The organism is Variovorax sp. FW301-JW7 (assembly GCF_058788795.1).
In genome coordinates this window covers 441,610-460,619 of sequence record NZ_JBYTBC010000001.1, presented here as the reverse complement: position 1 = coordinate 460,619, position 19,010 = coordinate 441,610, and the positions used below count along the sequence as shown (strand labels likewise).

Sequence of the window (19,010 nt, the reverse complement as noted above, 5' to 3'; positions counted from 1 at the left end):
GTCAGTGGCGGGATTGTGCCCAATCAAGGGGCCGCATCGTGCAATTCAGCGTCCGCCTCAGGGGTCATCGTATCGGCGACGGAACCCGATTGCCGGGCCAGCTCGGCCCGCAGCAACGGCAGGCCTTCACCGGTCTTGGCGCTGAGGAAGATGCGGGGAACCTGCACGCCGTCGATTTCCATCTCGTCCTGCAGATGCAGCGGATGTTGCGCGCTTTCAAGGGCGTCGAGCTTGTTGAACACCAGCAGTTGCGGCACGTCGCCTGCGCCGATGTCCTGCAGCACCGACTGGACCTCGGCCATCTGCTCGGGATAGTGCGGATTGGAGGCATCGATCACGTGCAGCAGCAGGTCGGCGTCGACCGCTTCCTGCAAGGTGGCCTTGAACGCGTCGACCAGCCCGTGCGGCAGGTCGCGGATGAAGCCCACGGTGTCGGAGATCGACACCTGCCGGCGCGCGTCGCCCAGGTAGAGGTTGCGCGTGGTGGTGTCGAGCGTGGCGAACAGCTGGTCGGCCGCATAGGCGCGGGCCTTGACCATCGCATTGAAGATCGACGATTTGCCCGCGTTGGTGTAGCCGACGAGCGAGATGTTGAAGGTCTCGCGGCGTTCGCGCTGGCGGCGCTGCGTGCTGCGCTGCTTCTGCACCTTGGCCAGGCGCTCGCGCGTGCGCTTGATCGACTCGTTGATCATGCGACGGTCGAGCTCGATCTGCTTCTCGCCCGGGCCGCCGCGCACACCTGCGCCGCCAGTCTGGCGCTCCAGGTGGGACCAGCGACGGACCAGCCGCGTGCTCAGGTACTGCAGGCGAGCCAGCTCGACCTGCAGCTTGCCTTCGTGCGAGCGGGCACGCTGGGCGAAGATTTCGAGAATGAGGAAGGTGCGGTCGTAGACCGCGACATCGAGCTGGCGTTCGAGGTTGCGCTGCTGCGCAGGGCTCAAGGACTGGTCGAAGATGACCTCGCTCGCCCGGTGCATCGCGGCGAGCTCCTTGATCTCTTCGGCCTTGCCGCTGCCGACGAACAGCGCCGCATCGGGCGCCTTGCGCTTGCAGGCCAGGCGGGCAACGGGCGTCAGGCCCGCGGTTTGTGCGAGCAGGCCGAGTTCTTCGAGCTCGCTGTCGAAATGGGGCAGCCCGAAATCGACGCCGACGAGAACGGCGGCGCCTTCCTGGCGGGGGATCGAATCAGACAAGCGGAATCAGATATGGAAAAAGCGCGGCGGGGTTACCGCCGCGCTCCGCGCGATCAGGCGGCGGCGTCGTCGTTCTCGTTGGCCGAGAAGTTGACGGCACGACCCGGCACGATGGTGGAAATGGCGTGCTTGTAGACCATTTGCGTCACTGTATTGCGAAGCAACACGACGTATTGATCGAAAGACTCGATCTGGCCCTGCAGCTTGATGCCGTTCACCAAATAAATGGAAACCGGCACATGCTCGCGACGCAAGGTGTTCAGAAACGGGTCTTGCAGAAGTTGCCCTTTATTGCTCACGATATTCTCCGTGTTCAAGAGTAGTTGTTGGAGAGATGACCTTAACACAGGGTTTCTGCGCCGCAGCAATCGGGGTCAAAAGCCTTGAGAAAATAACGGTTCTCAAAAGACGGAACTTCCGCTCCTGCTGCGGCTCATCGGCTGCCATCGGCAGCCAAGCGCCCTCAGTTGTCCTTGTCCGCAAACGGATTTTGCGAGCTTTTGAACTGGATCCGCAAGGGCGTGCCCACGAGGTCGAATTCCTTGCGGAAACGCCCTTCCAGGAAACGCTTGTAGGCGTCGGTCACGTGCTCCAGCGAATTGCCGTGAATGATGATCACGGGCGGATTCATGCCGCCCTGGTGCGCATAGCGCAGCTTCGGCCGGTACATGCCGCCGCGTTGGGGCGCCTGGAATTGCACCGCCTCCAGCAGCAGGCGCGTCAGCACCGGCGTCGACATCTTGCGCGTCGCCGACTTGTGGGCCTGCGCAATGGCCTGCCACACCGGGCCCAGGCCCTGGCGCTTGATGGCCGAGATGAAATGCAATGACGCGAATTTCAGGAACGGCAGGCGGGTTTCGATCTGCCGCTGGATCTGTTCGCGCTGGTAGCTGTCGACCGCATCCCACTTGTTGATGGCGATCACCACCGCACGTCCGCTTTCGAGGATGTAGCCGGCAATGTGCGCGTCCTGGTCGGTCACGCCCTGCGTCGCGTCGAGCAGCAGCAGCACCACGTTGGCCGACTCGATGGCCTGCAGCGTCTTGACCACCGAGAACTTCTCGATCGCCTCGAACACCCTGCCCTTGCGACGCAGGCCGGCGGTGTCGATCAGCTCGAAGCGCTGGCCGTTGCGCTCGAACGGCACCGAGATGGCGTCGCGCGTCGTGCCGGGCATGTCGAAGGCCACCAGGCGCTCTTCGCCCAGCCAGGTGTTGATCAGCGTGGACTTGCCGACGTTGGGCCGGCCGGCCACCGCCAGCTTGATCGGCTTGTTGACCTCGTCTTCGTCTTCCTCGTCGTCCGGGTCGGCCAGGTTCAGCGGCTCAAGCGCCAGCTCGACCAGGTCGCGCATGCCCTGCCCGTGCGCCGCGGACACGCCGTGCACGTCGCCGAAGCCCAGCTCGTAGAAGTCGACCAGCTTGGTGCCGTCGTGCATGCCTTCGGCCTTGTTGGCCGCCAGCACACAGGGCTTGCCCAGGCGGCGCAGCTCGTTGGCGATGTCGTGGTCTTGCGCCGAGAGGCCTTCGCGGGCATCGACCACGAAGATCACGACATCGGCTTCGGCCACGGCCTGCCGCGTCTGCTTGGCCATTTCCTTGTAGATGCCGCTGCCGGCATCGGGCTCGAAGCCGCCGGTGTCGATCACGATGAACTCGTGCTTGCCCAGGCGGCCGTTGCCGTAATGGCGGTCGCGCGTGAGGCCGGCGAAGTCGGCGACGATGGCGTCGCGCGTCTGGGTCAGGCGGTTGAAGAGCGTCGACTTGCCGACGTTGGGACGGCCGACCAGGGCCACGACCGGCTTCATGGCCGGCCTTTCGATGGCGCGGTTTTCATGGTCGGGCCTTGGAAGTAAGAGAAAGACAAAAAATGATTATTCAGGGCGGTAACCGAACACGCCACCCTTGGCGGTCACGACGACCACCGTGTTGCCGGCCAGCACCGGCGTCACGGTGATGGCCGAGCCATCGGGCGTCACGCGGTTCAGCAGCGCACCGTCTTCACGCGACACGAAGTGCAGCGTACCGGTGCTCTCGCCGATGATCAGCGAGCGGCCCACGGCCAGCGGTGCGGTCAGTTCGCGGTTCTTCAGGCGGCTCATCTGCCAGGCGCGCTCGCCGTCGGCGCGGCGCCAGGCGGTGACGCTGCCGTCCGATTCGGTGCCATAGAGAAAGCGCTCGTCGCCGCTCACGCCGTCGGCGCCCGAGGCCGGCTTGCTCCAGAGCAGCTGGCCGCGCAGGGTGTCGACGCAGCCGACGCTGGCGTAGTAGGCGCGTGCGCAGACCGTGTCGCCGTAGCGGCTCACGCTGCCGGTCAGGTCGACCAGGCGCTCCACGTCGTTGGTGCCGCGCGGCGCAGCGATGGGGGCCTCCCAGCGCGAGCTGCCGTTGCCGGGGCTCATGCCGACGAGTCGGCCACCCAGACCGGCGACCAGCGTGTCGCCGACCGCGATCAGCACGCCCGATTTGCGCAGCACGAGGTTTTCGCCCGGGCGCTGCTGCTGCCACAGGCGACGGCCGCTCTGGCCGTCCCAGGCGCTGACGCTGCGGTCGGCGGTCTGTACGAAGACGCGGCGACCGGCCACCAGCGGCGCGGTGAAGGCCTGGGCCGACAGGCGCTGCTTCCACAGCACCTTGCCGTTTTCGATCGCCACCACTTCGTTGTTGGTGGTGACCACGGCCGTCAGCGAACCGTCGCTGCCGACACCGGCCGCCAGCGGCGCACCGGCGCTGGCGCGCCAGGTCTCGCGACCGGCGCGGGCGTCGATGGCGACGACCGTGCCGTCGCTGCCGGCCACGGTCACGATGTCGCCGCTGACATCGGCGGTGAGCGGGAATTCGACGCCCGGAATCCGCACGTTCCAGGCCTGGCGCACGCCCATCAGGGACGGGTTGGCCGGCAGCTCGGCGGGCTTGGGCTTGCCGGAGCCCGAGCAGGCGGCCAGGAGCGCTACCAGAACAAGAGCAGAACCCGCGCGCAGGGCGGTCGATTCAGGCTTGAAACGCTTGAAATTCATGAGGGTGTGCGATCAGGAGTTCTTGGGGACGGCGGGCGTCACGGTGACGGTCGGCGCCAGGGTCTTCGGGTCGACACCGACCGCGTTGAGCTTGATCTCGACCAGCCGGCGGTAGTCCGAGCCGGCGCCCAGGCCGGTCCAGGCCTTGCGGTACTCGGCCTGCGCCTCGTCGCGCTTGCCCTGTGCCATGAAGATGTCGCCCTTGCGGTCGGCCACCAGCGGTTCGAATTCGGTCGGCACCTTGCCGTCGAGTTGCTTGAGCGCGTCGTCGTAGGACTTGGCATCGAGCAGTTCGGCCGCGAGCCGCAGCTTGGCGATGGCCTGGTAGCCCGGGTCGACGGCGTTCTGCGCGACCCAGCCCAGCGCCGCGCGCGAGCCGTCGGCATTGCCCTTGTCGAACAGCGTCTTGGCGACCAGCAGGCCGGCTTGCTGTGCGTAGGCGGTGCCTGCGAAGCGCTCCTTCATGTCGGTCATCACGCGCTGGATGCGCTCGACGTCGCCGGACTGCGTGCTCCGTTCGACCTCGTCATAAAGGGCCGCGGCCTGAGCAGCCTTGGTGCGCTGGAAGTACTGCCAGCCGTTCCAGGCCACGAAGGCGCCAGCGACGAGCAGCACGGCCCAGGTGATCAGGGTGCCGTAGGTGTTCCAGAAATGCTTGAGCTGGTCGAGCTGTTCCTGTTCTTCGAGGTCGAGATGGGTGGCCATGCGCTGTCAGAGGTTGGGAGCCGGCGATTGTAGGGTGGCGGCCCAGGTGGTCACTTCAGCAAGTGAACGGGCGGACTGCGCGACGCTGGCGTCGCGCAAGGCCTTGAGAGTCACTTCACCGCGCGCAAGTTCATCGGCGCCGAAGATCAGGGCCCAGGCGGCGCCGCTGGCGTCCGCCTTGCGCATCTGCGCCTTGAAGCTCGCCAGGCCTTCGGCGGTGCTGGCGTGCATCTGGACGCGCACACCGGTTTCGCGCAGCTGCTGCAAGGCGCGCAGCACGACGGGCATCGAAGCGGCGTCGGGCACGATGGCATAGACATCGGGCACCGGTGCCGGCACTTCGGCGCCCTGCTCTTTCAGCAGATCGAGCACGCGCTCGACGCCGATGGCCCAGCCCACAGCGGGCGCCGGCTTGCCACCGATCTGGGCGATGAGGTCGTCGTAGCGGCCGCCGGCGCACACCGTGCCCTGCGCGCCGAGGCGGTCGGTCACGAACTCGAACACCGTGAGGTTGTAGTAGTCGAGCCCGCGCACGAGGCGCGGATTGATCGTGAAGGCGATGTCGTTGGCCTTGAGGATGGCCTGCAGCCCCTCGAAGTGCGCCAGCGATTCGGCACCGAGGAAGTCGATCAGCTTCGGCGCCGACTCGACCACTTCCTTCATCGCCGGGTTCTTCGTGTCGAGGATGCGCAGCGGGTTGCTGTGCAGGCGGCGCTTGCCGTCCTCGTCGAGCTTGTCGGCGTGCTGTTCGAAGTGGGCAATGAGCTGGGCGCGGTGCAACGCGCGCTCGGCCGGCTGGCCCAGGCTGTTGAGCTCCAGGCGCACGTCGGTCAGGCCGATGGCCTTCCACAGCGCGGTGGCCAGCAGGATCAGTTCGGCGTCGACATCGGGCCCGGCGAAGCCGAGCGCCTCGGCGCCGATCTGGTGGAACTGGCGGAAGCGCCCGCGCTGCGGCTTTTCGCGGCGGAACATCGGGCCCGTGTACCAGAGGCGCTTGGGCCCTTCGTAGAGCATGTTGTGCTCGATCACGGCGCGCACGAGGCCGGCCGTGTTCTCCGGGCGCATCGCCAGATGCTCCGCCTGCCCATGCTTGTCGGAGCGGTCTTCGAAGGCGTACATCTCCTTCTCGACGATGTCCGTCACCTCGCCGATGCCGCGCACGAACAGCGCCGTGTGCTCCAGGATCGGGGTGCGGACGTTGCGATACGCATAGCGCCCCATCAGGTCGCGCACGATGGCTTCGAGCCATTCCCAGCGCGCCGATTCGGGCGGCAATATGTCGTTCATGCCTTTGACGGCATTCAGTTTTTCAGCCATGGATCTGCGGAGGTTTCAGGCCAGGACAGCGTGCTCGCTGCCGAAGCGCTTTTCGATGTAGGTTTCGACGAGCTGGTGGAACTCGTTGGCGATATTGTCGCCGCGCAGCGTGAGGGCCTTTTCGCCGTCGATGAAGACCGGCGCGGCCGGCGCTTCGCCCGTGCCGGGCAGGCTGATGCCGATGTCGGCGTGCTTGCTTTCGCCGGGGCCGTTGACGATGCAGCCCATGACGGCCACCTTCAGCGTCTCGACACCCGGGTACTTCTTGCGCCAGACCGGCATCTGCTGGCGCAGGTAGTCATCGATCTGCTTGGCGAGTTCCTGGAAGGTGGTGCTCGTGGTGCGACCACAGCCCGGGCAGGCCGTGACGCTGGGCACGAACACGCGCAGGCCCAGGGCCTGGAGAATTTCGTTGGCGATCAGCACTTCCTGCGTGCGCGACTCGCCCGGCTGCGGCGTGAGCGACACGCGGATCGTGTCGCCGATGCCCTCCTGCAGCAGAATCGACAGCGCCGTGGCCGAGGCCACCGTGCCCTTGGTGCCCATGCCGGCTTCGGTCAGGCCCAAGTGCAGCGGGTTGTCGCAGCGCCGCGCGAGTTCGCGGTACACCGAAATCAGGTCTTGAACGCCGCTCACCTTGCACGACAGGATGACCTGGTTGCCGGCCATGCCCATCGACTCGGCCAGCTTGGCGGATTCGATGGCCGAGGTGATCAGCGCCTCGTACATCACCTGCTTGGCGTCCCAGGGCGTGGCACGCTGGCTGTTGGTGTCCATCAGGCTGGCGAGCAGTTCCTGGTCGAGGCTGCCCCAGTTCACGCCGATGCGCACCGGCTTGTTCCAGCGCATGGCCGCGTCGATCATCTGGCCGAACTGCTTGTCCTTCTTGTCGCCCTTGCCCACGTTGCCGGGATTGATGCGGTACTTGCTCAGCGCTTCGGCGCAGGCCGGATAGTCGGTGAGCAGGCGATGGCCGTTGTAGTGGAAGTCGCCGATCAGCGGCACGTCGATACCCATGCGATCGAGTTGCTCGCGGATGTAGGGCACCTGCGCGGCGGCTTCGGGCGTGTTGACGGTGATGCGGACCATCTCGGAGCCCGCAATGGCGAGCTCCTTGACCTGGATTGCGGTGCCGATGGCATCGACCGTGTCGGTGTTGGTCATCGACTGCACGCGCGTGGGCGCGTCGCCCCCCACCGTGACCGTGCGCGGCCCCCAGACCACGCTGGCCTGGCGCGAGCGCCGCGCCTTGGGCGCGGCCGATTCAATGGGCTGGGGAGTGCAGTCGGTTGTCACGATTTCACCTCGAAGCGCGCCACACCGCCGCCGCGGGTGACAGGCTTCAGATCGTAGGGCTTTCCGTTCACTTGCACATCGACCGCCGAGGCGCGCCCGACCACCACGGACAGCGGCAGCGTGCCGGACAGGCCGACGGTTTCGCCGACCTGCAGGCTGCGGCGCAGCAACTGCTTGCCACCGGCTTCGGTGACGGTGACCCAGCATTCCTCGCGCGCCACCAAGACGAGCTGCTGGCTGCTGGCTGTGCTGGTGTTGGCGACGGCCGCCACGGGGGCGGAGGCCGGGGCGGCGGGCACGGCAGCCACTGCGCCAGCGACCGGTGCAGCGCCCACCGGGCCGGTCGGCGCCACGGCCTGCGTCGGCACGGACTCCGAGACGCCCCCCTGATCGGCGGGTGGCATGACCTCGGCATCGTTCTTTGCGGTCAGTCGCGCGACGGAGGCGCCGATCTGGTCGAACGCCGATTGCGGCATCCAGAACAGCACGCCGGCACCGATCAGCAGCAGCACCACGACCGTCAACAGCGCGCGCGATGGCAGGCCGCCGGAACGCCCACCGCTCCAGCGAGGCGTGTCGGAGACCACGCGGGCATTCAGCGTGCGATTGGTTTCGGCCAGCGGTGCGCGTTGCGCGCCCGGCAGCTTGGCCAGCACGGGCGCCGGATCGATGCGCAGTGCGCGGCACACGCTGCTGGCCAGGGCCCGGGCGAACACCGGGTCGGGCAGCGAAGCGATGTCGTCGGCCTCGAGCGCGAGCAACTTTTGCGGCGGCACCTTGAGTGCCGCGGCCACCATCTCGATGTGCAGGCCATGTGCTTCGCGCGCCTCGCGCAGCATGTCGCCAGCCGTCTTGTGCGCGACGTCGCCTTCTGCCAGCGGCAGTGCCGCGGACGTCCCGAACTCTGAAACCCGTTCAGTCATTGAAATTCCCGCGCTCGTACGCCATTGCCTCCCGCGATTGAGGGAAACGTCGTTGCAGTTGACCGCCCAGCTGCGCGACAGCCTCGCGGTTGTTGAGCTTCCGTTCGACCTTGATGCCGAGCCACAGCGTCTCGGCATTGGCCGACGGGCTGTTGTTGACACGGCGGATGTAGAACTGCGCGCGCGACCATTCTTCGCGCTGCGCCAGCACCGAGGCCAGGTTGAAGCCGATCACAGGATTGCCGGCGTCGAGCTCGTAGGCCTGCAGGAGGCTGCGTTCGGCTTGCGGCCTCTGACCGGCCTTGAGCTCGCAGACCCCTTGGGTCATGAGCGTCTTGGCGCGGTCGGTGTAGCTGGGCACCGCCAATGCGGCGGCGAACTGCTGTGCGGCGTCGCCGTAGCGGTTCTGCTGGCACAGCAGCCAGCCGTAGTTGTGGCGCGTGTTGGCGTCGCGCGGATTGATCGCGACGGCGCGGCGGAAGCTGTCTTCGGCCAGACCGGCATCCTCGAGCCGCATGTAGACCAGGCCGCGCAGGTTGTAGGCGTCGGCGTAGTTCGGGTCGATGGTCAGCACCTGCTTGAGCTCTTCGAGGGCGACCGAGGTCTGGCCTTGTTCGAAGTAGCCGGCGGCCAGCTCCATCCGCAGGCGGGCACGGCGGCGGTTGTTTTCGTCGACGTCGGTCACGACAGTGGTGCCGCTGTCGGCCCCGCTGCCGACAAGCCCGGTGGTGGTGGTTCGCGTGTTGACGCAGCCCGCGAGAAGAAGCACCACGGCGACGCTCGCGATTCCTGCGCTCAGCACTCGCTGCGCGCTCGCGGTCGTCGTCGGTAAGGCCATGCTCATTGCGTCAATGCTCCTGGGGAACGGTTGGTTTGGTGGTCTTGGCGCGGGGCGGGTGCAGAACGACGGGGCGCTCGGCCACCGCCGCACGGCGCTGGGCCATGCGTTCGGCCGCACGGGTGCGGTCTTTCACGTCGCCGGCGAGTTGTCCGCAGGCGGCGTCGATGTCATCACCGCGCGTCTTGCGCACGGTGGTCACGAGGCCCGCTTCGCTCAACGTGCGGGCAAAGGCCAGCACGCGCGGTTGCGGCGAGCGCAGCAGGCCCGACGCCGGAAACGGGTTGAACGGGATCAGGTTGAACTTGCACGAGACGTCGTGCTTGCGCACGAGCTCAATCAGCTGGCGCGCGTGCTCGGGCTGGTCGTTCACGCCGTCGAGCATGCAGTATTCGAAGGTGATGAAGTCGCGCGGCGCATGCACGAGGTAGCGCTTGCAGGCCTCGAGCAGTTCGGCGATCGGGTACTTGCGATTGAGCGGCACGAGGTCGTCGCGCAGCGCATCGTTGGGCGCATGCAGCGAGACGGCCATGGCCACGGCGCAATCGGCGCCCAGGCGGTCGATCATCGGCACCACGCCGGAGGTCGACACGGTGACACGGCGGCGCGACAGCCCGTAGGCGTTGTCGTCGAGCATGGTGCGCAATGCGGGCACCAGCGCCGAGTAGTTCTGCAGCGGCTCACCCATGCCCATCATCACCACGTTGGAGATGACGCGCTCGCTGCGATTCAGGTGCTTGCGCAGGAAGTGCTCGGCGAACCAGAGCTGGGCGACGATTTCGCCCGTGGTGAGGTTGCGGCTGAAGCCCTGATGCCCGGTCGAGCAAAAGCGGCAGCCCACGGCGCAACCCGCCTGCGACGACACGCACAGCGTGCCGCGGTCGTCTTCGGGAATGAACACGGCCTCGACCGCATCGCCGCCGCCGACGTCGAACAGCCACTTGATCGTGCCGTCCTTGGATTCATGCTGCGTGAGGACCGACAGGGCCTCCACGCGCGCGGTGGTCGCGAGTTTCTCGCGCAGCGACTTCGCCAGATCGGTCATCTGGGTGAAGTCGCTGGAGCCACGCTGGTGGATCCAGCGAAACAGCTGCGTGGCGCGGAATTTTTTCTCGCCGAGTTTTTCGCAGAACGCAGCCAGCCCGTCGAGATCGAATTCGAGCAGATTGGCTGTGGTCATGAATTCAGGCGAGAAACGGCTTCAGCGTGCGTAGACGTTGAGGCCGGCGAAGAAGAAAGCGACTTCGTTCGCTGCCGTTTCGGGCGCGTCCGATCCGTGAACGGCGTTGGCGTCGATGCTGTCGGCGAAGTCGGCGCGAATGGTGCCGGCGGCTGCCTTCTTCGGGTCCGTGGCGCCCATCAGGTCACGGTTCTTGGCGATGGCGTTCTCGCCTTCGAGTGCTTGCACGAACACGGGGCCCGAGATCATGAACTCGACGAGGTCCTTGAAGAAGGGACGCTCCTTGTGGACCGAGTAGAACTGCTCGGCTTCGTTGCGCGACAGGTGCACCAGCTTGGCGGCGACAACCTTGAGGCCGGCAGCCTCGAAGCGGGAAACGATCTTGCCGATGACGTTCTTGGCGACGGCGTCGGGCTTGATGATGGAAAGGGTACGTTCGATAGCCATTGAAATGCTTCCTGAGCTTTGATTTTGAAGTGTTTTGTCACAACTGCAGCGAATTTGTTTCGCGGCCCGTCGACAAAGCCTCTGATTTTAACCGGCGCGACCTGCGGGATTGGTGAAAACCCCGCGAAAGGCCGCGCTCCGACGGCTGGCTTTCAGCGTCCGCGGCGGCGACTGCCGGCCGGGCCGCCGAATCCACCACCGCCTTGCGAGCCGCCGCCACCACCGCCGCGACGTCCCGGGCCGCCGCGCTGCTCCTTGCGCTGGCGCGAGAAGCTGTCGGCGCCGATGTAGCCTAGCGAGGTCTTCATCGGATCGGGCTGGTTCGCGCCGCCGCCACCACCACCCGCGGCCCGGTTGCCGCCGCCCTGCCCTTGCCCCTGGCCGCCCTGACGGTTGCCGGGACCCGCGTTGCCGCGACGCCCCTGTTGCGGCGGACCGCCGTTGCCGCCGCCCCGGTTCGGACCACCGCGTCCTCCGCGCTCGCCGCGCGGCGGACGGCCGTCGCCCAGCGGACTCGGGATCGGCGCTTCGCCGCGTGCTTCACGCGGCTGACCGCCCCCCATGCCACCGTTGTTGTTGCGGTTGTTGTTGTTGCCGCGGCGCTTCTTGTTTCGACCGTTGCGACCGCCGCCCTCAGGACCACCGGGGCCACGCTGCTGCTGCGGAGCCGGTCGCGCCTGCGCGCCGCCCGAGGCCTGGAACAGCGCTTGAATATCGCGCTCGTCGAGTTCCATCCAGGCACCGCGCTTGAGACCGCGCGGCAGCACCATCGCGCCGTAGCGGATGCGGATGAGCCGGCTGACCGCATGGCCCACCGACTCGAACAGGCGGCGCACCTCGCGATTGCGGCCTTCGGAAATGGTCACGCGGTACCAGCAGTTGGAACCCTCGCCGCCACCGTCTTCGATGGTGCCGAACTGCGCCATGCCGTCGTCCAGGCGCACGCCCTCGAGCAGTTTCTTCTTTTCTTCGCTGGTGAGCGCGCCCAACACGCGCACCGCGTACTCACGCTCCAGGCCGAAGCGCGGGTGCATGAGCTGGTTGGCCAGGTCACCGGAGCTGCTGAACAGCAGCAGGCCTTCGGTGTTCAGGTCGAGCCGGCCCACCGACTGCCACTTGCCCTGCTGCAGACGCGGCAGCTTGCGGAACACCGTCGGGCGGTTCTGCGGATCGTCGTGCGTGACGACTTCGCCCACGGGCTTGTGGTACGCGATCACGCGCGGCGGCGGCGGTGCGATGCGGTAGCGGATCGGCTTGCCGTTGATCTTGACCTGGTCGCCGTACTGGATGCGCTGGCCGATGTGGGCCGGCTCGTTGTTGACCGAGATGCGGCCCTGCAGGATCAGCTGTTCCATCTCGAGGCGCGAACCGAGACCGGCCTGCGCCAGCACCTTGTGCAGCTTGGGTGAATCGGCCTCGGGCAGCAGCACGCGCTTGAGCGGCGGCACCTCGGGGCTTTCTTCGTCGGCATCGAACTGGCCGGAAATGACGTCGGCAAAGCGGATCGGCTCGGTCGGCGGCGCGTTGCGCTGCTCGCGCTCGGCGGCACGACGGGCGCGGTCGAGGTCGTCCTCCTCTTCGTCGGGCTCGTCTTCCTCGTCGTCTTCGTCATCCCCACGGTCGTCGTCCTCGTCCTCATCGGACGCCTGAGGACGCGGTGCTTCGACCGGTGCCGGCTCGCTTTCCTCGGTCGCCGCTGGCGCAGCAACCACGGGTGCCACATCGGGCTCCACCGTCGCGGGGGCTTCGGCCGCAGGAGCGAGTTCCGCCGCGCTCGCCAATTGCTCATCGGCAGCCGGAGCCTCGACCACCTTCTTCTTGCGAGGTGCACGCGGCTTCTTCGGAGCTTCCTCGGCCTCGGCCCCTGCCAGCTCTGCGGGCGCAGCGACGGATTCAACAGCAACTTCCGTCACCTTCTTGGGCGTGGCTGGCCGCTTCCGCTTCTTGACTTCGGGTTCGACCGGCAGCATCGCTGCGTCGTCGGTGTCGGATGAGCTCATGGGGTTTTTCCGGGAGAAACAGCGGGGGGGTCGTGGGGATCGGCCTCGTCCGCTGCGGGGGACGGGACCTCAGATTCGGGTTCTTCGGGCGCGGCGGCCACTTCGGGTTCGGCGGGCAGCTCGTCGGTTTCTGGCTCGGACACAGGCAGCGCCTCATCGACAGGCTCGGCGGCCTCGGCGATCGCCACCACCTCTTCGGCGAACTCCGCCGCATCGGTCGAGACGACTTCTGCCAGCTCAGCCGACTCGGACGGCGCATCGACCATGGCGAGTTCCGCCTGCACGCCTTCTTCATCTGCCGGCGTTGCGGCCTCTGCAGATTCCGCAACGACCTCTTCCGCCGCATCGACGTCGATCGGCAGCCCCGGCTGGTCGCCCGAGGCCTGCTGCAGTGCATCAACCAGCGCCGCCTGCTGCGCGGGCGTTTCCACCAGCGGCAGCTGGTCGAGCGAGGCCAGGCCCAGGTCGTCGAGGAACTGGCGGGTGGTCGCGTAGAGCGCGGGCCGGCCGACCGTTTCGCGGTGGCCGATCACCTCGACCCAGCCGCGGTCTTCGAGCTGCTTCAGGATCAGCGAGTTGATCGTGACGCCGCGGATGTCTTCCATATCGCCGCGCGTGGCCGGCTGCCGGTAGGCAATGATGGCCAGCGTCTCGAGGGCGGCGCGCGTGTAGCGCGGCGGCTTCTCGGGATGCAGGCGATCGAGGGCGTCGCGCATCTCGGGCCGGCTCTGGAAACGCCAGCCGCTGCCGACGCTCACCAGCTCCAGGCCGCGTTGCGCCCAGTCTTCCTGCAGTTCGAGCAACAGCACCTTGATCGTGTCCACGCCCAGCTCGTCGTCGAACAGCACGCGCATGTCGCGCACCGGCAGCGGCTGGCTCGAACAGATCAAGGCGGTTTCGAGAATGCGCTTGGCATCCGCCGTATTCATGGTTCGCGTTATCCGGAAAAAGGCGCCTGGCGACGCTTGTTCAGATGGATGGAAGGGGTAGGCGTTGCCGGCACGCGGCGAGTGCAACGCAAGGCCGGCCTCGGGTGGCCGGCGCGGCCCTCGGGCCGTCAGGCACGATTGTAATCCAGCCCCCAGGTCTGCAAAGCCTGCGCCAGATCGGGCGGCGGCGGCGAGCGGAACTCCATCGCCTGCTGCGTGACGGGATGCACGAACGCCAGCCGGAACGCATGCAGCGCCTGCCGCGACAGGCCCGCCGCCGGCGCACCGCCATACAGCGCGTCGCCGACCAGCGGATGACCGATCGACGCCATGTGCACGCGGATCTGGTGGGTGCGACCGGTTTCGAGCGTGCAGCGCACCGCGCAGCCGTCAGTATGGCTGTCGAGCCGCTCGATCAGCGTGCGCGCGGTCTTGCCCGCGTGGCGCTCCAGGTCGACCACAGCCATGCGCAGCCGGTTGCGCGGATCGCGGCCGATCGGCGCATCGACCTGCCGGGCCGCGGCACCTTCCCAGGCCTTGTGCCCCATCGCCAGGTACTGGCGCTTCACGTCGCGTGCGGCGATCAGCGCCACCATCGCGTCCATCGCGGCCCGTGTGCGCGCCACCACCATCAGGCCGCTGGTGTCGCGGTCGAGGCGGTGCACGATGCCCGCGCGCGGCAGCAGCACGGCCTTCGGGTCGAGCGCCAGCAGCCCGTTCAGCAGTGTGCCGCTCCAGTGGCCCGGCGCCGGATGCACCACCAGACCGGCGGGTTTGTCGATGATTCGCAGGTGTTCGTCTTCGTGGACGGTGACCAGGTCCATCGCCTCGGGCCGAAAGGCCTGGCTTTGGGGCGTGGGCCGCAGTTCGATGCGCCCCGACTGGCCGACGCGCACCGTGGCAGAAACCTTGGTGAGTGTGCGCCCTTGCAGCTCGACGGCGCCGGCCTCAATGAGTTGCTGAAGGTAACTGCGCGAAAACTCGGGCACCAGCGCAGCCAATGCGCGGTCGAGCCGCTGGCCGTGCTGCGCCTGCTCGATGGCGAAGGGCCGCAGCTCGCTGGGCTCCGCGAGATCAGCGCCCTCTTCAGGTTCAGGCCCTTCCGGGGGATCGGTCAGGGGGTCGGTCGATATAATTGAGGGCAACTGTTTCACGAAAGCCGTATGTGATGTTTCGCGCCAAATTATCGGTCCCTGCCTGGATCGCGCTCAGCGCGGCGGCCCTTCTCGTCGCCGGTTGCGGTTCCACCACCAAGGAAGACAAGACCGCGAACTGGAGCCCCAACCGCATCTACTCGGAAGCCAAGGACGAAGTCGGCTCCGGCGCCTACGACAAGGCGGTGCCGCTGTACGAAAAGCTCGAAGGCCGTGCCGCCGGCACGCCGCTGGCCCAGCAGGCCCAGCTCGAGAAGGCCTACGCCCAGCACAAGGCCGGCGAAAAGGCCAACGCCATCGCCACGCTCGACCGCTTCATGAAGCTGCACCCGGCCAGCCCGGCATTCGACTACGCGCTCTACCTGAAGGGCGTGATCAACTTCAACGACGACCTGGGCATGTTCGCGTTCCTGACGCGTCAGGACCTGTCCGAGCGCGACCAGAAGGCCGCCAAGGAATCGTTCGAATCCTTCCGCGAGCTCGTGACGCGCTTTCCCGAGTCGCGCTATGCGCCCGACGCGCGCCAGCGCATGAACTACATCGTGAACTCGCTCGCGCAGTACGAAGTTCACGTGGCGCGCTATTACTACTCGCGTGGCGCCTACCTGGCGGCCATCAACCGGGCGCAGATCGCGCTGTCCGACTACCGCGAAGTGCCGGCGCTCGAAGAAGCCCTGTACATCATGGTGAAGTCGTACGACGCGCTCGGCATGAAGGACCTGCGCGACGACGCGCAACGCGTGCTGACCACCAACTACCCGAAGAGCACCTACCTGGCGAACGGCTTCAAGGGCAGCAGCGACCCTTGGTGGAAGCTCTGGTAATCCAGCGCCCCACGGTAGATATCAATAAGGTTTCCTGAGCGCGTCGATCGCGCTCTCGAAATCCGCTTCGGTTTCCAGCCGGCGCATCGGCGGCAACGCCGCCAGCAGCCGCCGGCCATAGCCCATCGCCACGAGGCGCGTGTCGCAGATCGCGAGCACGCCGCTGTCGGTTTCACGGCGAATGAGGCGCCCCGCCCCCTGTTTCAATGCCACGGCCGCCTCGGGCAGCGAGTAATCGCTGAACGAGCTGCGTCCCTGCGCTTCGAGCCGCTGCGAGCGGGCCTCCACCAGCGGGTCGTTGGGCGGCGGGAACGGCAGCTTGTCGATGACCACGAATTGCAGCGCGTCGCCCGGTGCATCGAAGCCTTCCCAGAACGACGCCGACGCCACCAGCACGCAGCCCGCGCGCCCGTTGCTCGCGCCTTCGCGGAAGCGGTCCATGAGCACGCGCTTGGGCAGTTCGCCCTGCACCAGCACCTCGGGCCGCGCTTCCGTCTGGAGCAGTTCGAACTGCTGGCGCATCGCGTCGCCGATCGTACGCAGCGCGCGCAGCGTGGTGGTGAGCACCAATGTGCGCCCGCCGAGTTCGGCAGCGCCGTGCGCGGCCAGCTTGGCCACCTGCTGGCTGTGCGTGGGATCGTTGGGCTTCGGAAAGGCCCGTGGCACGTAGATCGCCGCCTGCGAGGCGTAGTCGAAGGGGCTCTGCACGCGCAGCACTTCGGCGTCGCGCAGACCGCAGGGCTCGGTGAACCAGCGCAGCGTCGGGTCGTCGCCCAGCGTGGCGGAGGTGAAGACCCAGGCGCGGCGGCTGTCTTCCTGCGGTGGCGGCGGGACGGCGCCGTGCTCGGGGTCTTCGTCGTCATCGCCGTAGGGCAGGTCGGACTCCACGGGCTCGTCGGTCAGCTTGAGCACCCGCTTGCGCATCGCATCGGCGATGTCGAGCGGCGACTCGATCAGCCGCAGCTGCGTGCCCACGTCGACCCAGCGCACGGAATCGAGCTCGCACGGCTGCGCGAAACGCGCGGTGCGTTTCGCGAGCTGGCGTGCGCGCTCATGCAGACGCCCGAAGTCAGGCGAGATCTCGCTCACCGTGTCCAGCCCGTCGGCAGCCAGCACGAAGGCGTCCTGCAGGTCGTCGAGCGCACCCTGCCAGGCTTCGGCGTTCACACCCTCGGGGGCGGGGCCGATCCAGCGCAGCTTGGCACCCGGCCATTGCTTGCCGACCACCAGGCGCAGTTCGCGCGCCGCGCGTTCGACGCCCGCCACCAGCTGCTGCCAGTCGACCAGCCCGCGCGCATGCTGCAGGCCGGCGCCGAGCATGTCGCGCGCGAAATCGAGCGCCTGCCCGCTGCCGAGTTGCGCGCCCAGGAACTGCACGCCGGTTTCGTTGAGCTGGTGCGCCTCGTCGAACACGACGACGCTCACGGTCGGCAGCAGCTCGGCCATGCCGGTCTCGCGCACCGCGAGGTCGGCAAAGAACAGGTGGTGGTTGATGACCACGATGTCGGCCGCCAGCGCCTCGCGCCGCGCCAGGTTGACGTGGCAGGCCTTGAACTGCGGGCATTGCGCGCCCAGGCAGTTCTCGCGCGTGGAGGTGATCAGCGGGATCAGCGGAGAGCGTTCGTCGAGCCCCGGCAGTTCGGCGAGGTCGCCGGTGCGGGTGGCTTTCGACCACTGCTCGATCTTTGCCAGCGTGCGCAGGCTGCCGCGCTCGGGCAGCGAGGCGTCGTGGCGCGCCATGTCGAGCCGGTGCAGGCACAGGTAGCTGCCCCGCCCTTTCAGCAGCGCCGTGCGTATCGGCAGCGCGAAGGCCTCGACGAGGCGCGGCAGGTCGCGGCCGAACAGCTGGTCCTGCAGGGTCTTGGTGGCGGTCGAGAGCAGCACGCGCTCGCCGCTCAGCAGCGCCGGCACGAGGTACGAAAAGGTCTTGCCCACGCCGGTGCCGGCCTCGACCACGAGCATGCCGCCGTCGGAGATGGTGCGGGCCACGGCCATCGCCATCTCGGTCTGGCCGCCGCGTTCGCGGAACTGCTCGGCGGCCTGCGACAGCACCCCGTCCTGCGCGAACGCATCGCGCACCTGGTTTTCGAGCGGCGACGTCACGCCGGCTCTTTCGGGTCGAGCGCGTTCTCGAGCTGGGCGATCTGGTCGCGCAGGGCGAGGCGGCGCTTTTTCAGGCGGCGCATCAGCAGTTCGTCCTGCGGCACGCCGTCTTCCGAGAGCCGGTCGATGGTCGCGTCGAGGTCGGCATGCGCGATGCGCAGCTCGATCAGCTGACGGGAAAGGGAATGAAGATTGGAGTCCAACGGTGGGGGGGCGCGTGCCACATGGGGCCGCGCGTGTTCATTCGATAATACGTCCTGACACGAACCCCAGAGAAGACAGAAAGCGCGCCTCTGGCGCCCCAGCGCTCATGACCCAAGGCTTTCGACTCGCCGCCGCCACCGGCCTCCACAAGGGGGATCGCCCCTACCAGCAGGACCAGGTGCTGTTGATGAGCCACCCCCGCACGCCGGGCTGCGTGCTCGGCGTCATCGCCGACGGCATGGGCGGGCGCAGCGGTGGGCGCAAGGCGTCCGACCAGGTGCTGATGACCGCGCGCCAGCTCTTCACCCGCTACAGCCCCGAACGCGACGACCCCGCCGTCGTGCTGCGCCAGCTGCTCGAAGACGCCCACACGGTGATCAAACTCACCGCGCTGTCGAGTGAGCAGGAGCCTCACAGCACGCTGGCCGCCTTCCTGATGACCCCCAAGGGCGACTGCGCCTGGATTCACGCAGGCGACTCGCGCATCTATCACTTCAACGACGGCGCGCTGGTCAAACGCACGCGCGACCATTCGTATGTGCAGGCGCTGGTCGATCGCGGCCAGATCAGCGAGGCCGAGGCCAACATCCATCCGCAGGGCAACATCCTGCTGGGCTGCCTGGGCATGACGACCACGCCGCCGCCCGTCGATCCGCACCACATTGCCAAGCTGCAGCCGGGCGACCTGCTGATGGCCTGCAGCGACGGGCTCTGGCACTACTTCTCACCCGAGGAACTGGCCAGCGTGCTCTACGCACAGCCGCCGCGCGATGCAGTGGAAATTCTGGTGGGAGAAGCGCGGCGCCGTGCGCGCGGCACGGGCGACAACATCTCGATCGCGGTGCTCAAGCTCGACCGGCTGCCTGCGGCGGCCTGAGCGC

At 67.4% G+C, this 19,010-nt stretch carries 18 protein-coding genes; 2 read left to right on the top strand and 16 right to left on the bottom strand.

Features of this window, described 5'->3' with window-relative positions; translation table 11 throughout:
* Positions 1-23: 23 nt before the first annotated feature.
* The 14 genes from hflX to AC3WQM_RS01835 all read right to left on the bottom strand — a co-directional run bounded on the left by hflX (position 24) and on the right by AC3WQM_RS01835 (position 14,989).
* The gene (hflX, locus tag AC3WQM_RS01900; protein ID WP_070061004.1) at positions 24-1,193 is read right to left on the bottom strand and encodes a GTPase HflX; all 1,170 of its coding nucleotides are present in this window, start codon (positions 1,191-1,193) and stop codon (positions 24-26) included.
* Positions 1,194-1,246: 53 nt separating this feature from the next.
* On the bottom strand, positions 1,247-1,492 hold the full coding sequence (gene hfq / locus AC3WQM_RS01895; RefSeq protein WP_056582504.1) for an RNA chaperone Hfq: 246 nt from the start codon (positions 1,490-1,492) through the stop codon (positions 1,247-1,249).
* 164 nt (positions 1,493-1,656) lie between these two features.
* The gene (der, locus tag AC3WQM_RS01890; protein ID WP_489058387.1) at positions 1,657-3,000 is read right to left on the bottom strand and encodes a ribosome biogenesis GTPase Der; all 1,344 of its coding nucleotides are present in this window, start codon (positions 2,998-3,000) and stop codon (positions 1,657-1,659) included.
* Between the two features lie 66 nt (positions 3,001-3,066).
* Positions 3,067-4,209: an outer membrane protein assembly factor BamB gene (gene bamB, locus AC3WQM_RS01885; protein ID WP_492676720.1), complete on the bottom strand. Its 1,143-nt coding sequence runs from the start codon at positions 4,207-4,209 to the stop codon at positions 3,067-3,069.
* A gap of 12 nt (positions 4,210-4,221) precedes the next feature.
* Positions 4,222-4,914 (bottom strand): YfgM family protein, encoded by a 693-nt coding sequence (locus AC3WQM_RS01880; RefSeq protein WP_489058389.1) that lies wholly within the window; start codon positions 4,912-4,914, stop codon positions 4,222-4,224.
* Between the two features lie 6 nt (positions 4,915-4,920).
* A complete protein-coding gene (gene hisS, locus AC3WQM_RS01875; RefSeq protein ID WP_492676719.1) occupies positions 4,921-6,231 on the bottom strand; it encodes a histidine--tRNA ligase in 1,311 nt (436 codons plus the stop codon).
* Between the two features lie 15 nt (positions 6,232-6,246).
* Positions 6,247-7,527, bottom strand: a complete 1,281-nt coding sequence (gene ispG / locus AC3WQM_RS01870) for a flavodoxin-dependent (E)-4-hydroxy-3-methylbut-2-enyl-diphosphate synthase (protein ID WP_099790066.1) — start codon at positions 7,525-7,527, stop codon at positions 6,247-6,249.
* Positions 7,524-8,450 carry a helix-turn-helix domain-containing protein gene (locus tag AC3WQM_RS01865; RefSeq protein WP_492676718.1) on the bottom strand — a complete coding sequence of 309 codons (927 nt, stop codon included), beginning with the start codon at positions 8,448-8,450 and terminating at the stop codon, positions 7,524-7,526. Before AC3WQM_RS01865 ends, ispG begins: the two co-directional genes overlap by 4 nt.
* The gene (gene pilW / locus AC3WQM_RS01860; protein WP_492676717.1) at positions 8,443-9,294 is read right to left on the bottom strand and encodes a type IV pilus biogenesis/stability protein PilW; all 852 of its coding nucleotides are present in this window, start codon (positions 9,292-9,294) and stop codon (positions 8,443-8,445) included. Before pilW ends, AC3WQM_RS01865 begins: the two co-directional genes overlap by 8 nt.
* Positions 9,295-9,298: 4 nt before the next feature.
* Positions 9,299-10,468, bottom strand: coding sequence for a dual-specificity RNA methyltransferase RlmN (gene rlmN / locus AC3WQM_RS01855; RefSeq protein ID WP_492676715.1), 1,170 nt, complete (start codon positions 10,466-10,468; stop codon positions 9,299-9,301).
* Positions 10,469-10,489: 21 nt separating this feature from the next.
* Positions 10,490-10,915: a nucleoside-diphosphate kinase gene (gene ndk / locus AC3WQM_RS01850; RefSeq protein ID WP_489058395.1), complete on the bottom strand. Its 426-nt coding sequence runs from the start codon at positions 10,913-10,915 to the stop codon at positions 10,490-10,492.
* A 152-nt stretch (positions 10,916-11,067) separates the two neighbouring features.
* Positions 11,068-12,915, bottom strand: coding sequence for a pseudouridine synthase (locus AC3WQM_RS01845; RefSeq protein ID WP_492676714.1), 1,848 nt, complete (start codon positions 12,913-12,915; stop codon positions 11,068-11,070).
* On the bottom strand, positions 12,912-13,844 hold the full coding sequence (scpB, locus tag AC3WQM_RS01840; RefSeq protein WP_492676713.1) for an SMC-Scp complex subunit ScpB: 933 nt from the start codon (positions 13,842-13,844) through the stop codon (positions 12,912-12,914). The genes AC3WQM_RS01845 and scpB overlap by 4 nt, the downstream gene beginning before the upstream one ends.
* A gap of 128 nt (positions 13,845-13,972) precedes the next feature.
* Positions 13,973-14,989, bottom strand: coding sequence for an RluA family pseudouridine synthase (locus tag AC3WQM_RS01835; protein ID WP_492677179.1), 1,017 nt, complete (start codon positions 14,987-14,989; stop codon positions 13,973-13,975).
* A 23-nt stretch (positions 14,990-15,012) separates the two neighbouring features.
* Between AC3WQM_RS01835 and AC3WQM_RS01830 the strand changes: the two genes are divergently transcribed.
* Positions 15,013-15,822, top strand: coding sequence for an outer membrane protein assembly factor BamD (locus tag AC3WQM_RS01830; protein WP_489058398.1), 810 nt, complete (start codon positions 15,013-15,015; stop codon positions 15,820-15,822).
* Between the two features lie 21 nt (positions 15,823-15,843).
* Here AC3WQM_RS01830 and yoaA read toward each other — a convergent pair whose 3' ends face one another.
* Both yoaA and AC3WQM_RS01820 read right to left on the bottom strand, forming a co-directional pair.
* A complete protein-coding gene (gene yoaA / locus AC3WQM_RS01825) occupies positions 15,844-17,925 on the bottom strand; it encodes a DNA repair helicase YoaA (protein ID WP_492676712.1) in 2,082 nt (693 codons plus the stop codon).
* Positions 17,922-18,128 carry an HP1242/YdcH family protein gene (locus AC3WQM_RS01820; protein ID WP_095745658.1) on the bottom strand — a complete coding sequence of 69 codons (207 nt, stop codon included), beginning with the start codon at positions 18,126-18,128 and terminating at the stop codon, positions 17,922-17,924. Before AC3WQM_RS01820 ends, yoaA begins: the two co-directional genes overlap by 4 nt.
* A gap of 107 nt (positions 18,129-18,235) precedes the next feature.
* On the opposite strand from AC3WQM_RS01820, the gene AC3WQM_RS01815 reads away from it, so the two are divergent.
* Entirely contained in the window at positions 18,236-19,006 is a 771-nt protein-coding gene (locus tag AC3WQM_RS01815) for a PP2C family protein-serine/threonine phosphatase (protein WP_369629132.1), read from the top strand.
* Positions 19,007-19,010: the final 4 nt, after the last annotated feature.

Bases quoted from the DNA above. Each gene is read 5' to 3' on its own strand.
- der (WP_489058387.1), bottom strand. From the start codon at position 3,000: ATGAAGCCGGTCGTGGCCCTGGTCGGCCGTCCCAACGTCGGCAAGTCG.
- bamB (WP_492676720.1), bottom strand. From the start codon at position 4,209: ATGAATTTCAAGCGTTTCAAGCCTGAATCGACCGCCCTGCGCGCGGGT.
- AC3WQM_RS01880 (WP_489058389.1), bottom strand. From the start codon at position 4,914: ATGGCCACCCATCTCGACCTCGAAGAACAGGAACAGCTCGACCAGCTC.
- hisS (WP_492676719.1), bottom strand. From the start codon at position 6,231: ATGGCTGAAAAACTGAATGCCGTCAAAGGCATGAACGACATATTGCCG.
- AC3WQM_RS01865 (WP_492676718.1), bottom strand. From the start codon at position 8,450: ATGACTGAACGGGTTTCAGAGTTCGGGACGTCCGCGGCACTGCCGCTG.
- pilW (WP_492676717.1), bottom strand. From the start codon at position 9,294: ATGAGCATGGCCTTACCGACGACGACCGCGAGCGCGCAGCGAGTGCTG.
- rlmN (WP_492676715.1), bottom strand. From the start codon at position 10,468: ATGACCACAGCCAATCTGCTCGAATTCGATCTCGACGGGCTGGCTGCG.
- ndk (WP_489058395.1), bottom strand. From the start codon at position 10,915: ATGGCTATCGAACGTACCCTTTCCATCATCAAGCCCGACGCCGTCGCC.
- AC3WQM_RS01845 (WP_492676714.1), bottom strand. From the start codon at position 12,915: ATGAGCTCATCCGACACCGACGACGCAGCGATGCTGCCGGTCGAACCC.
- scpB (WP_492676713.1), bottom strand. From the start codon at position 13,844: ATGAATACGGCGGATGCCAAGCGCATTCTCGAAACCGCCTTGATCTGT.
- AC3WQM_RS01830 (WP_489058398.1), top strand. From the start codon at position 15,013: ATGTTTCGCGCCAAATTATCGGTCCCTGCCTGGATCGCGCTCAGCGCG.
- AC3WQM_RS01815 (WP_369629132.1), top strand. From the start codon at position 18,236: ATGACCCAAGGCTTTCGACTCGCCGCCGCCACCGGCCTCCACAAGGGG.